The 12,443-nt window shown below is 56.4% G+C and carries 7 protein-coding genes, 1 tRNA gene and 3 rRNA genes; 2 read left to right on the forward strand and 9 right to left on the reverse strand.

Translation table 11 applies throughout. From position 1 onward, the window contains the following. Positions 1-31: 31 nt before the first annotated feature. From rrf to AC6I79_RS18725, 4 genes are all read right to left on the reverse strand, one after another. Positions 32-147 (reverse strand): 5S ribosomal RNA (gene rrf / locus AC6I79_RS18710). Between the two features lie 196 nt (positions 148-343). Then, positions 344-3,247: ribosomal RNA gene (locus AC6I79_RS18715) — 23S ribosomal RNA — on the reverse strand. A 342-nt stretch (positions 3,248-3,589) separates the two neighbouring features. Beyond that, positions 3,590-3,665: transfer RNA gene (locus tag AC6I79_RS18720), tRNA-Glu, on the reverse strand. An 86-nt stretch (positions 3,666-3,751) separates the two neighbouring features. Further along, positions 3,752-5,293, reverse strand: a 16S ribosomal RNA gene (locus AC6I79_RS18725). Together the 16S, 23S and 5S rRNA genes with 1 tRNA gene alongside form the textbook arrangement of a ribosomal RNA operon. Before the next feature lie 630 nt (positions 5,294-5,923). Between AC6I79_RS18725 and purH the strand changes: the two genes are divergently transcribed. After that, positions 5,924-7,513 (forward strand): bifunctional phosphoribosylaminoimidazolecarboxamide formyltransferase/IMP cyclohydrolase, encoded by a 1,590-nt coding sequence (purH, locus tag AC6I79_RS18730; RefSeq protein ID WP_058776450.1) that lies wholly within the window; start codon positions 5,924-5,926, stop codon positions 7,511-7,513. An 18-nt stretch (positions 7,514-7,531) separates the two neighbouring features. Beyond that, a complete protein-coding gene (purD, locus tag AC6I79_RS18735) occupies positions 7,532-8,812 on the forward strand; it encodes a phosphoribosylamine--glycine ligase (RefSeq protein ID WP_150361801.1) in 1,281 nt (426 codons plus the stop codon). A gap of 28 nt (positions 8,813-8,840) precedes the next feature. On the opposite strand, the gene AC6I79_RS18740 is transcribed toward purD, so the two are convergent. The 5 genes from AC6I79_RS18740 to hemE form a co-directional block, all read right to left on the reverse strand. Further along, positions 8,841-9,506, reverse strand: a complete 666-nt coding sequence (locus AC6I79_RS18740) for a DUF1481 domain-containing protein (protein WP_021508194.1) — start codon at positions 9,504-9,506, stop codon at positions 8,841-8,843. A gap of 68 nt (positions 9,507-9,574) precedes the next feature. Beyond that, positions 9,575-9,847, reverse strand: coding sequence for a nucleoid-associated protein HU-alpha (gene hupA / locus AC6I79_RS18745; RefSeq protein WP_006121511.1), 273 nt, complete (start codon positions 9,845-9,847; stop codon positions 9,575-9,577). Between the two features lie 188 nt (positions 9,848-10,035). Next, positions 10,036-10,626 carry a YjaG family protein gene (locus AC6I79_RS18750; RefSeq protein ID WP_031279834.1) on the reverse strand — a complete coding sequence of 197 codons (591 nt, stop codon included), beginning with the start codon at positions 10,624-10,626 and terminating at the stop codon, positions 10,036-10,038. A gap of 62 nt (positions 10,627-10,688) precedes the next feature. Continuing rightward, on the reverse strand, positions 10,689-11,357 hold the full coding sequence (gene nfi, locus AC6I79_RS18755) for a deoxyribonuclease V (RefSeq protein WP_058781855.1): 669 nt from the start codon (positions 11,355-11,357) through the stop codon (positions 10,689-10,691). A gap of 2 nt (positions 11,358-11,359) precedes the next feature. After that, positions 11,360-12,427, reverse strand: a complete 1,068-nt coding sequence (gene hemE / locus AC6I79_RS18760) for a uroporphyrinogen decarboxylase (protein ID WP_058769978.1) — start codon at positions 12,425-12,427, stop codon at positions 11,360-11,362. Between the last annotated feature and the right edge of the window lie 16 nt (positions 12,428-12,443).

Genomic DNA, 12,443 nt, shown 5'->3' on the forward strand with positions numbered 1-12,443 from the left:
CTCTCGTCCGGGGCTTTTTTACGGGTTTGATGCCTGGCAGTTCCCTACTCTCGCATGGGGAGACCCCACACTACCATCGGCGCTACGGCGTTTCACTTCTGAGTTCGGCATGGGGTCAGGTGGGACCACCGCGCTGTTGCCGCCAGGCAAATTCTGTTTTCGTCCGCGTCTTTCGCGCTCTGACTGCGTTGCCCCGCTCGCGCCGCTCAGTCACATACTCGTGTATGCTCCTTCACGTCGTCTCGCGTGCCGCCCTGTCACAGCACAAAATCCACTGGACGTAATCCGGTGAACAAAGCTGAAAATTCTTCTGTCTCTCAGACCAAAACGCCTCTGGCGTTGTAAGGTTAAGCCTCACGGGTCATTAGTACCGGTTAGCTCAACGCATCGCTGCGCTTACACACCCGGCCTATCAACGTCGTCGTCTTCAACGTCCCTTCAGGACCCTTAAAGGGTCAGGGAGAACTCATCTCGGGGCAAGTTTCGTGCTTAGATGCTTTCAGCACTTATCTCTTCCGCACTTAGCTACCGGGCAGTGCCATTGGCATGACAACCCGAACACCAGCGGTGCGTTCACTCCGGTCCTCTCGTACTAGGAGCAACCCCCCTCAATTCTCCAGCGCCCACGGCAGATAGGGACCGAACTGTCTCACGACGTTCTAAACCCAGCTCGCGTACCACTTTAAACGGCGAACAGCCGTACCCTTGGGACCTACTTCAGCCCCAGGATGTGATGAGCCGACATCGAGGTGCCAAACACCGCCGTCGATATGAACTCTTGGGCGGTATCAGCCTGTTATCCCCGGAGTACCTTTTATCCGTTGAGCGATGGCCCTTCCATTCAGAACCACCGGATCACTATGACCTGCTTTCGCACCTGCTCGAGCCGTCACTCTCGCAGTCAAGCTGGCTTATGCCATTGCACTAACCTCCTGATGTCCGACCAGGATTAGCCAACCTTCGTGCTCCTCCGTTACGCTTTGGGAGGAGACCGCCCCAGTCAAACTACCCACCAGACACTGTCCGCAGCCCGGATTACGGGCCTACGTTAGAACATCAAACATTAAAGGGTGGTATTTCAAGGTTGGCTCCACGCAGACTGGCGTCCACGCTTCAAAGCCTCCCACCTATCCTACACATCAAGGCTCAATGTTCAGTGTCAAGCTATAGTAAAGGTTCACGGGGTCTTTCCGTCTTGCCGCGGGTACACTGCATCTTCACAGCGATTTCAATTTCACTGAGTCTCGGGTGGAGACAGCCTGGCCATCATTACGCCATTCGTGCAGGTCGGAACTTACCCGACAAGGAATTTCGCTACCTTAGGACCGTTATAGTTACGGCCGCCGTTTACCGGGGCTTCGATCAAGAGCTTCTCCTTGCGGATAACCCCATCAATTAACCTTCCGGCACCGGGCAGGCGTCACACCGTATACGTCCACTTTCGTGTTTGCACAGTGCTGTGTTTTTAATAAACAGTTGCAGCCAGCTGGTATCTTCGACTGGCCTCGGCTCCGGGAGCAAGTCCCTTCACCTACGCGCCAGCGTGCCTTCTCCCGAAGTTACGGCACCATTTTGCCTAGTTCCTTCACCCGAGTTCTCTCAAGCGCCTTGGTATTCTCTACCTGACCACCTGTGTCGGTTTGGGGTACGATTTCGTGTTACCTGGAGCTTAGAGGCTTTTCCTGGAAGCAGGGCATCAGTTACTTCACCGCCGTGGCGGCTCGTCGTCACGCCTCAGTGTTAAAGAAGACCGGATTTGCCTGGTCTTCACACCTGCACGCTTAAACCGGGACAACCGTCGCCCGGATAACCTAGCCTTCTCCGTCCCCCCTTCGCAGTAACACCAAGTACAGGAATATTAACCTGTTTCCCATCGACTACGCTTTTCAGCCTCGCCTTAGGGGTCGACTCACCCTGCCCCGATTAACGTTGGACAGGAACCCTTGGTCTTCCGGCGAGCGGGCTTTTCACCCGCTTTATCGTTACTTATGTCAGCATTCGCACTTCTGATACCTCCAGCGTGCCTCACAGCACACCTTCAGCGGCTTACAGAACGCTCCCCTACCCAACAACACATAGTGTCGCTGCCGCAGCTTCGGTGCATGGTTTAGCCCCGTTACATCTTCCGCGCAGGCCGACTCGACCAGTGAGCTATTACGCTTTCTTTAAATGATGGCTGCTTCTAAGCCAACATCCTGGCTGTCTGTGCCTTCCCACATCGTTTCCCACTTAACCATGACTTTGGGACCTTAGCTGGCGGTCTGGGTTGTTTCCCTCTTCACGACGGACGTTAGCACCCGCCGTGTGTCTCCCGTGATAACATTCTCCGGTATTCGCAGTTTGCATCGGGTTGGTAAGCCGGGATGGCCCCCTAGCCGAAACAGTGCTCTACCCCCGGAGATGAGTTCACGAGGCGCTACCTAAATAGCTTTCGGGGAGAACCAGCTATCTCCCGGTTTGATTGGCCTTTCACCCCCAGCCACAAGTCATCCGCTAATTTTTCAACATTAGTCGGTTCGGTCCTCCAGTTAGTGTTACCCAACCTTCAACCTGCCCATGGCTAGATCACCGGGTTTCGGGTCTATACCCTGCAACTTAACGCCCGGTTAAGACTCGGTTTCCCTTCGGCTCCCCTATGCGGTTAACCTTGCTACAGAATATAAGTCGCTGACCCATTATACAAAAGGTACGCAGTCACACCCGAAGGTGCTCCCACTGCTTGTACGTACACGGTTTCAGGTTCTGTTTCACTCCCCTCGCCGGGGTTCTTTTCGCCTTTCCCTCACGGTACTGGTTCACTATCGGTCAGTCAGGAGTATTTAGCCTTGGAGGATGGTCCCCCCATGTTCAGACAGGATACCACGTGTCCCGCCCTACTCGTCGGACTCACAACCTGTGCATCTTCGTGTACGGGGCTGTCACCCGGTATCGCGCGACTTTCCAGACGCTTCCACTGATGCACAAGCTGATTCAGGTCCTGGGCTGCTCCCCGTTCGCTCGCCGCTACTGGGGGAATCTCGGTTGATTTCTTTTCCTCGGGGTACTTAGATGTTTCAGTTCCCCCGGTTCGCCTCGTTTGACTATGTATTCATCAAACGATGATGCACAGAGTGCACCGGGTTTCCCCATTCGGACATCGACGGCTGTAGCGGTTCATATCACCTTACCGTCGCTTTTCGCAGATTAGCACGTCCTTCATCGCCTCTGACTGCCAGGGCATCCACCGTGTACGCTTAGTCGCTTAACCTCACAACCCACAGACGTTTCATGTCCGGAATCACTGCGCCGGAAAAATGCTGCGTTGCAGCGGTGCTCGCCATGCTCACGTACGTCAGTACGCTCCGCTGGCTGTGCGCCGATGCGCCTTGCCTTTTTCCATGCTCGTTGATTCCTGCATTCCACATGGGGTGTGAAAATTTGAGAGACTCGAACACATCGTAAATTTCATTCTTATTACGGAGAATGAATACGACGTGTCGTTTCAATTTTCAGCTTGTTCCGGATTGTTAAAGAGCAAATACTTCGCAGCATGCTTAATCAGCACACTCTGAAGTATTATCGGTAACGCCTTTCACTCATTACCAGCAAGTGGCGTCCCCTAGGGGATTCGAACCCCTGTTACCGCCGTGAAAGGGCGGTGTCCTAGGCCTCTAGACGAAGGGGACACTGAAGTCTCTTTCGTAAGACGCTTTGCTCATTACTTTTTCATCAGACAATCTGTGTGAGCACTTCGCGGGAAAGTATCTTCAGGTAAGGAGGTGATCCAACCGCAGGTTCCCCTACGGTTACCTTGTTACGACTTCACCCCAGTCATGAATCACAAAGTGGTAAGCGCCCTCCCGAAGGTTAAGCTACCTACTTCTTTTGCAACCCACTCCCATGGTGTGACGGGCGGTGTGTACAAGGCCCGGGAACGTATTCACCGTAGCATTCTGATCTACGATTACTAGCGATTCCGACTTCATGGAGTCGAGTTGCAGACTCCAATCCGGACTACGACGCACTTTATGAGGTCCGCTTGCTCTCGCGAGGTCGCTTCTCTTTGTATGCGCCATTGTAGCACGTGTGTAGCCCTGGCCGTAAGGGCCATGATGACTTGACGTCATCCCCACCTTCCTCCGGTTTATCACCGGCAGTCTCCTTTGAGTTCCCGGCCGAACCGCTGGCAACAAAGGATAAGGGTTGCGCTCGTTGCGGGACTTAACCCAACATTTCACAACACGAGCTGACGACAGCCATGCAGCACCTGTCTCAGAGTTCCCGAAGGCACCAAAGCATCTCTGCTAAGTTCTCTGGATGTCAAGGCCAGGTAAGGTTCTTCGCGTTGCATCGAATTAAACCACATGCTCCACCGCTTGTGCGGGCCCCCGTCAATTCATTTGAGTTTTAACCTTGCGGCCGTACTCCCCAGGCGGTCGACTTAACGCGTTAGCTCCGGAAGCCACGCCTCAAGGGCACAACCTCCAAGTCGACATCGTTTACGGCGTGGACTACCAGGGTATCTAATCCTGTTTGCTCCCCACGCTTTCGCACCTGAGCGTCAGTCTTCGTCCAGGGGGCCGCCTTCGCCACCGGTATTCCTCCAGATCTCTACGCATTTCACCGCTACACCTGGAATTCTACCCCCCTCTACGAGACTCAAGCCTGCCAGTTTCAAATGCAGTTCCCAGGTTAAGCCCGGGGATTTCACATCTGACTTAACAGACCGCCTGCGTGCGCTTTACGCCCAGTAATTCCGATTAACGCTTGCACCCTCCGTATTACCGCGGCTGCTGGCACGGAGTTAGCCGGTGCTTCTTCTGCGGGTAACGTCAATCGGCGAGGTTATTAACCTCACCGCCTTCCTCCCCGCTGAAAGTACTTTACAACCCGAAGGCCTTCTTCATACACGCGGCATGGCTGCATCAGGCTTGCGCCCATTGTGCAATATTCCCCACTGCTGCCTCCCGTAGGAGTCTGGACCGTGTCTCAGTTCCAGTGTGGCTGGTCATCCTCTCAGACCAGCTAGGGATCGTCGCCTAGGTGAGCCATTACCCCACCTACTAGCTAATCCCATCTGGGCACATCCGATGGTGTGAGGCCCGAAGGTCCCCCACTTTGGTCTTGCGACGTTATGCGGTATTAGCTACCGTTTCCAGTAGTTATCCCCCTCCATCGGGCAGTTTCCCAGACATTACTCACCCGTCCGCCACTCGCCACCCAAAGAGCAAGCTCTTCTGTGCTGCCGTTCGACTTGCATGTGTTAGGCCTGCCGCCAGCGTTCAATCTGAGCCATGATCAAACTCTTCAATTTAAAGTTTGATTTGCTGCAACGAGTGCAGCGATGCTCTGTGAATTAAACTTCGTAATGAATTACGTGTTCACTCAGCAAAGACTTGATATTTTTTAAAGCCCGTAGGCTTGTGATATCAATCCTGCGAGTGCCCACACAGATTGTCTGATAAATTGTTAAAGAGCGGTGCGACGCGGCATTCAGCCTGCTGTCGCGAGGTGGCGTATATTACGCTTTCCTCCTTCAGAGTCAAACACTTTTTTCAGCGTTTTTCTCCGGCGGAAGTTCTTAACGAAGCTTCCTGTCTACACCGCATTCCGTAAGTCGTTGTGCCGTGTCGATGGAGGCGCATTATAGGGAGTTGTTCGGCACGCGCAACCGCTAAATTCAATAAAAACAATCGTTCGCTGCATTCCACAGCAAAACCCCGTCTTATACCCGGTTACACACAAAGTTATCCACATCTGCAGCCGGTAATAAATTTAGGCGAGCATCGCGCAAACGTTTTCGCTACAATGCCCCGCGACGTCAAGGATGCCCCTTCTGGGGCGTTACCTGAGGTAAATGTTCTCTTCTATATATAGAGAGAGAAAGTTAAGCCTGATGTAACGCTCTTATTTACGCGAAACAAAGCCAAGGGATAAAACCACCATGCAACAACGTCGTCCTGTACGCCGCGCTCTGCTCAGTGTCTCTGACAAAGCCGGTATCCTCGAATTTGCTCAGGCCCTCTCCCATCGTGGTGTTGAGCTGCTCTCCACAGGTGGCACCGCGCGCCTGCTGGCAGATGCCGGCCTGCCCGTCACGGAAGTTTCTGACTACACCGGTTTCCCGGAAATGATGGATGGACGCGTCAAAACGCTGCACCCCAAAGTGCACGGTGGCATTCTGGGCCGTCGCGGCACTGATGATGCCATCATGGCCGAGCACGCCATCAATCCTATCGACATGGTGGTCGTTAACCTCTATCCCTTTGCCCAGACCGTGGCGAAACCTGACTGCAGCCTGGAAGATGCCGTTGAGAACATTGATATCGGCGGTCCCACTATGGTGCGCTCGGCAGCCAAGAACCACAAAGACGTGGCGATCGTGGTGAAGAGCAGTGACTACGACGCGATCATCGCGGAGCTCGATGCCAACGAAAACTCCCTGACGCTGGAAACCCGTTTCGATCTGGCAATCAAAGCCTTCGAACACACTGCCGCTTACGACAGCATGATTGCCAACTACTTTGGCAGCCTGGTACCGGCCTATCACGGCGAAAGCTCTGCGCCGGCGGGCCGCTTCCCGCGCACCCTGAACCTCAACTTTATTAAAAAGCAGGATATGCGTTACGGCGAGAACAGCCATCAGGACGCTGCTTTCTATATTGAAGAGCAAGTCAGCGAAGCGTCGGTCGCCACCGCACAGCAGCTGCAGGGCAAAGCGCTGTCCTACAACAATATTGCCGATACCGATGCGGCACTGGAGTGCGTCAAGGAGTTCAGCGAGCCAGCCTGCGTTATCGTCAAGCACGCTAACCCATGCGGCGTCGCCGTAGGCGATTCAATTCTTGCCGCCTACGAGCGCGCTTATAAAACCGATCCGACCTCGGCGTTCGGCGGCATCATCGCCTTTAACCGTGAGCTGGATGAAGCGACCGCGCAGGCGATCATCAGCCGTCAGTTCGTGGAAGTCATTATTGCGCCATCGGCCAGTGAAGCGGCACTGCGCGTGACCGCAGCCAAACAGAACGTCCGCGTTCTGGTGTGCGGTCAGTGGCAGAGCCGCGTGGCCGGTCTCGACTTCAAACGCGTCAACGGTGGACTGCTGGTTCAGGATCGCGATCTCGGTATGGTCGATGCCAGCCAGCTGCGCGTTGTCAGCCAACGTCAGCCGACCGAACAGGAGCTGCGTGACGCGCTGTTCTGCTGGAAAGTGGCGAAGTTCGTTAAATCCAACGCCATTGTGTATGCACGCGACAACATGACGATCGGTATTGGCGCGGGCCAGATGAGCCGCGTTTACTCTGCCAAAATTGCCGGCATCAAAGCCGCTGACGAAGGACTGGAGGTGAAGGGTTCCGCCATGGCTTCCGACGCCTTCTTCCCGTTCCGCGATGGCATTGATGCCGCAGCAGCAGTGGGCATCACCTGTGTGATCCAGCCGGGCGGTTCCATTCGCGATGATGAAGTTATTGCTGCCGCCGACGAGCACGGCATCGCGATGATCTTCACTGACATGCGTCATTTCCGCCATTAATAGCCTGGAGCCGTAACGATGAAAATTTTAGTGATTGGTAATGGTGGACGTGAACACGCGCTGGCGTGGAAAGCAGCACAGTCGCCGCTGGCAGAAACGGTATTTGTTGCGCCAGGCAACGCCGGTACCGCGCTGGAGCCGGCCCTGCAGAACGTGGCCATCAGCGCCACCGATATTCCGGCACTGCTGGCGTTTGCGCAGCAGGAAAACATCGACCTGACCATCGTCGGACCGGAAGCGCCGCTGGTGATTGGCGTAGTCGATGCGTTTCGCGCTGCCGGCCTGAAAATCTTTGGCCCGACGCAGGCGGCCGCGCAGCTGGAGGGCTCAAAAGCCTTCACCAAAGATTTCCTTGCCCGCCAGCAGATCCCGACGGCGGAATACCAGAACTTCACCGAGGTGGAACCCGCGCTGGCTTACCTGCGTGAGAAAGGCGCGCCGATCGTCATCAAAGCGGACGGTCTGGCCGCGGGTAAAGGCGTCATTGTCGCCATGACGCTGGCAGAAGCGGAAGCGGCAGTGCAGGACATGCTGGCCGGCAATGCGTTCGGCGACGCAGGTCACCGCATCGTCATCGAAGAATTCCTTGATGGTGAAGAAGCCAGCTTCATCGTGATGGTGGACGGCGATAACGTCCTGCCAATGGCCACCAGCCAGGATCACAAACGTGTTGGCGACGGCGACACCGGCCCGAACACCGGTGGCATGGGCGCTTACTCACCGGCACCGGTAGTGACCGATGAGATCCACCAGCGCGTGATGGATCAGATCATCTGGCCAACCGTCAACGGCATGAAAGCGGAAGGTAACACCTACACCGGTTTCCTGTATGCCGGTCTGATGATCGACAAAGCCGGTCAGCCGAAGGTGATCGAATTCAACTGCCGCTTCGGCGATCCGGAAACGCAGCCGATCATGCTGCGCCTGCAGTCGGATCTGGTCGCGCTGTGCCTCGCCGCCGTCGACGGCACGCTCGATCAGCAGCAGTCACAGTGGGATCCGCGCCCGTCACTCGGCGTGGTGCTGGCCGCTGGCGGTTATCCGGGCGACTACAACACGGGCGATCAGATCCACGGTCTGCCGCTGGAAGATGTCGCGGACGGGAAGGTATTCCATGCCGGCACCACCCTGAAAGATGACCTGGTGGTGACCAGCGGCGGTCGCGTACTGTGCGTGACTGCGCTGGGTGAAGATGTGGCGGCAGCGCAGAAGAATGCTTACGCGCTGGCGCAGCACATCTCATGGAACGGCAGCTTCTGCCGTAATGATATCGGTTACCGCGCGATTAACCGCAAGTAAGCCCCCGGCGGCGGCCAGCCGGTCGCCGCTAAAAATCGGCCTCTTTCGGCTGCCAGCGGCACTCATCTTCCGGCGTGGCACGCAGCAGCTGAATCCCCTCTGGCGCTTCCAGCCACGACAGGGTAATCGGCTGTTGCTGCCCCTGCTGTTGTCGATACAGCGTTGCCAGCGTGTCGCGATCGAACGCCACATTCACCTGCTGCCCCTCACAGTCACGAACCTGCGTACCGCCCTGCCAGTGCCCCTGCCGCAACAGTACCCGGCCACTCAGCAGTGCATTGCTCTGCGCCAGCATGCGCTGCGCGTCAAACCGGTACAGCTCGACGCTGTCGGCGCTGACGGCTTCACGCCGGCCAGCCAGCTGTCGCTGCATAAAATTGAGGTTGCCCTGATGGTCGAAACGCAGGGTTACGTCGTCCGGCTGCTGGCCAGTGACGTGCCGTTCCACGCTCAGCAGTTTATCCGCCTGCCAGATATAGTCGGTGGTTTCCCGGCTATCGCCATTGAAAGGGGTATAGACGGTACGCAGATGGACGGCTTCGTGGTCGCCGTTTTTACGCCAGATTCGCACCGTGCCACGGTCAGACAGATAGCCGCTGGCGGTGAAAGCCGGAAGATCGGGAGTGGCACTGCAGCCGGTGAGTAATACCCCGAGGAGGATGGCGCAGAGGCGCTGAGGAGAGATGTTCAGCATAGCAGGCCCCGGTAACAAAAAGGGGCGAAATCGCCCCTCTTTTAAAGCTAAACCGCGATGCGGAAAACTTACTTAACAGCGTCTTTCAGTGCTTTACCAGAGACGAACGCTGGCACGTTAGCTGCAGCGATTTTGATCTCTTTGCCAGTCTGCGGGTTGCGACCGGTACGCTCAGCGCGGTGGTTCACTTTAAAAGTACCAAAACCAACCAGTTGTACAGCATCACCTTCTTTCAGAGACTCAGTGATCGCAGCCAGGGTAGATTCCAGCGCAGCTTTAGCCTGGGTTTTAGACAGGTCCGCTTTCTCTGCGATCACATCAATCAGTTGAGTCTTGTTCATAAGTTATCCTTAAAGTGTATTTATCGCTTGCTAAGCAACGAGTGCGAGGGAAAAGCCATATTCTGGCACTCTTCAGCCTGCACGCACCGATAGCCACAATTTTCAGCCCCCCAAATGTAGACCAGACAGGGGGCTGATGTGAAGCCTCCAGGCGCGGTAATTCGGGCCTGAAGTCACGTTTTCTCGCCTTATTGCTGAAAAATTATACCGATGTTACTGATTCCGGCTTCACGCAGGTCTGCACGTAGCCCTTTGATTAGCTCCAGGTCCCGTTCTTCGCACTCTGCCAGCAGGCGAAAAATCTCCCACTGCAGGTCCCATTCGTCTATTACCGCCTGGTTGTCACGCAGCTCTTCGTCGCTCATTTCGCGACCGGCCTGGGTCATTTCGAGGATGGCCACGGTGGTGATCGACGTGCGGCTGACTTCGATGGCGTGCTCCAGCGTTTCACCGCTCAGCTGCGCGTGCAGGAGTTCACTCAGCGCCACGCAGGCGTCAATCGCCGGGTGCACGCCGTAAACGTCAAAGTCGTCACCGTTTGGGATCGCCGCTTCCAGTTTCTCCAGCTGGCTGTCGAAATTGATTTTGGCATCCTTCACCGTCAGGCTTTCCCACACCAGGTCGAGAATGCGGCGATAGAGCTGCGGATCGGCAAACTCGGTCTGCTGACAGAAGGCCCAGTAATTGGGGAACATCCGCTCGCACAGACAGGCCATAAAGGTCATGTGCTGCCAGCTTTCCAGCTTCGCCAGACGCAAATGGACGGGGTTCTGTAACATCAAACTTACTCTCGGTAGATTAGCTGGCGGCAGTGTACCGCAAAAGCCGCACACAAACAGCGTTAGCGCGCATTTTGCCACTTCACAAAAGCGGGACGGCCAGATGCCACCGCATCAGCCCAGCGCGTTGGCTCCGGCAAGCGGTAGCCAGCCATGCAGGCCTCAACCCAGTGCAGTGCGCTGTCGAGGCTGACGCGGTGGCCGGTTGAGACAAACAGCGGGTTGCAGCGCGTCTTGCTGCGCCACACCCAGGCAATCTGCTCGCCTTTATCCATCAGCGGCTGACGACTGCCCGGTGCCGCATCCAGCTCAGCGAAACGGCCGCACAGGCGCTTTTTTGCTACGCCGATGGTCGGCACATCCAGCAGCGAGCCGAAATGCGCAGCAACGCCCAGCCGGCGCGGATGAGAGATGCCATGGCCGTCGACGAACAGCAGATCGGGCCGCTGCGACAATTGCTGCCACGCCGCCTGCAGGGCTGGAATTTCGCGAAACGAGAGAAAACCGGGGATGTAAGGCATGGTGGTCGCGACACGCGCGATGCGATGCTCCACCAGCGTTAATGAAGGGTATTCGAGGATCACCAGGGCGGCGCGCGTTACCTCGCCGCCCTGTTCAAAACCGACATCGGCGCCGCCAATAAAGCGCGGCGGCAGTACGTCAAAATCATCCTGCCGCACCACGCTGGCGGCGAGCTGTACCTGTTGCTGTCGTAGTGCGGCTAAATCCATGCTTATCCCTGATGATATGGTCGTGATAACCGATGCACCGCCTCCACAAACGCGCCAGCGTGCTCTGGCGGAACATCCTGATGAATCCCGTGACCGAGGTTGAAGACGTGGCCTTCGCCTGCGCCAAAGCCTTCCAGAATCCCTGCCACTTCCTGCTCAATTCGTGCAGGGGGTGCATACAGCATAGACGGATCCATGTTGCCCTGCAGCGCGACTTTATCGCCCACACGGCGCCGCGCTTCGCCAATATCGGTGGTCCAGTCAAGGCCCAGCGCATCACAGCCGGTGGCCGCCATCTCTTCCAGCCACTGGCCGCCGCCCTTGGTAAACAGGGTGATGGGCACGCGTCGTCCTTCGTTCTCATGCAGCACGCTGTCGACGATTTTGTGCATGTAATAGAGCGAGAACTCGCGATAGTCGCGCCCGGTCAGCACGCCGCCCCAGGTATCAAACACCATCACCGACTGCGCACCCGCTTTAATCTGCGCGTTGAGGTAAAGGATCACGCTCTCTGCCAGCTTATCCAGCAGCGCGTGCAGCGTCTGTGGCTCGGCGTACATCATCTTCTTGATTTTGGTGAAAGCCTTACTGCTGCCGCCTTCTACCATGTAGGTTGCCAGCGTCCACGGGCTGCCGGAGAAACCGATCAGCGGCACTTCGCCCTTGAGGTTATGACGGATGGTGCGCACCGCATTCATCACGTAACCCAGCTCCTGCTCCGGATCCGGCACCGGTAGTTTATCCACATCGGCACGGCAGGCGATGGGGTGAGAGAAACGCGGGCCTTCGCCGGTCTCAAAGTAGAGCCCCAGGCCCATCGCATCCGGAATGGTCAGGATATCGCTGAAGAGGATCGCGGCATCCAGCGCATAGCGGCGCAGCGGCTGCAGGGTGACTTCGCACGCCAGCTCCGCGTTCTTACACAGCGACATAAAATCACCGGCTTCAGCGCGCGTGGCTTTGTATTCCGGCAGGTAACGCCCGGCTTGTCGCATCATCCATACCGGGGTGATATCCACCGGCTGGCGTAACAGGGCGCGCAGATAACGATCGTTCTTCAGTTCACTCATAATGGGCTCTCTCATG

Source organism: gamma proteobacterium symbiont of Scutellera amethystina (assembly GCF_059730845.1).

What these genes read in the sequence shown, in the direction of transcription:
- purH (WP_058776450.1), top strand. Translation starts at nt 5,924, where the DNA reads ATGCAACAACGTCGTCCTGTACGCCGCGCTCTGCTCAGTGTCTCTGAC.
- purD (WP_150361801.1), top strand. Translation starts at nt 7,532, where the DNA reads ATGAAAATTTTAGTGATTGGTAATGGTGGACGTGAACACGCGCTGGCG.
- AC6I79_RS18740 (WP_021508194.1), bottom strand. Translation starts at nt 9,506, where the DNA reads ATGCTGAACATCTCTCCTCAGCGCCTCTGCGCCATCCTCCTCGGGGTA.
- hupA (WP_006121511.1), bottom strand. Translation starts at nt 9,847, where the DNA reads ATGAACAAGACTCAACTGATTGATGTGATCGCAGAGAAAGCGGACCTG.
- AC6I79_RS18750 (WP_031279834.1), bottom strand. Translation starts at nt 10,626, where the DNA reads ATGTTACAGAACCCCGTCCATTTGCGTCTGGCGAAGCTGGAAAGCTGG.
- nfi (WP_058781855.1), bottom strand. Translation starts at nt 11,357, where the DNA reads ATGGATTTAGCCGCACTACGACAGCAACAGGTACAGCTCGCCGCCAGC.
- hemE (WP_058769978.1), bottom strand. Translation starts at nt 12,427, where the DNA reads ATGAGTGAACTGAAGAACGATCGTTATCTGCGCGCCCTGTTACGCCAG.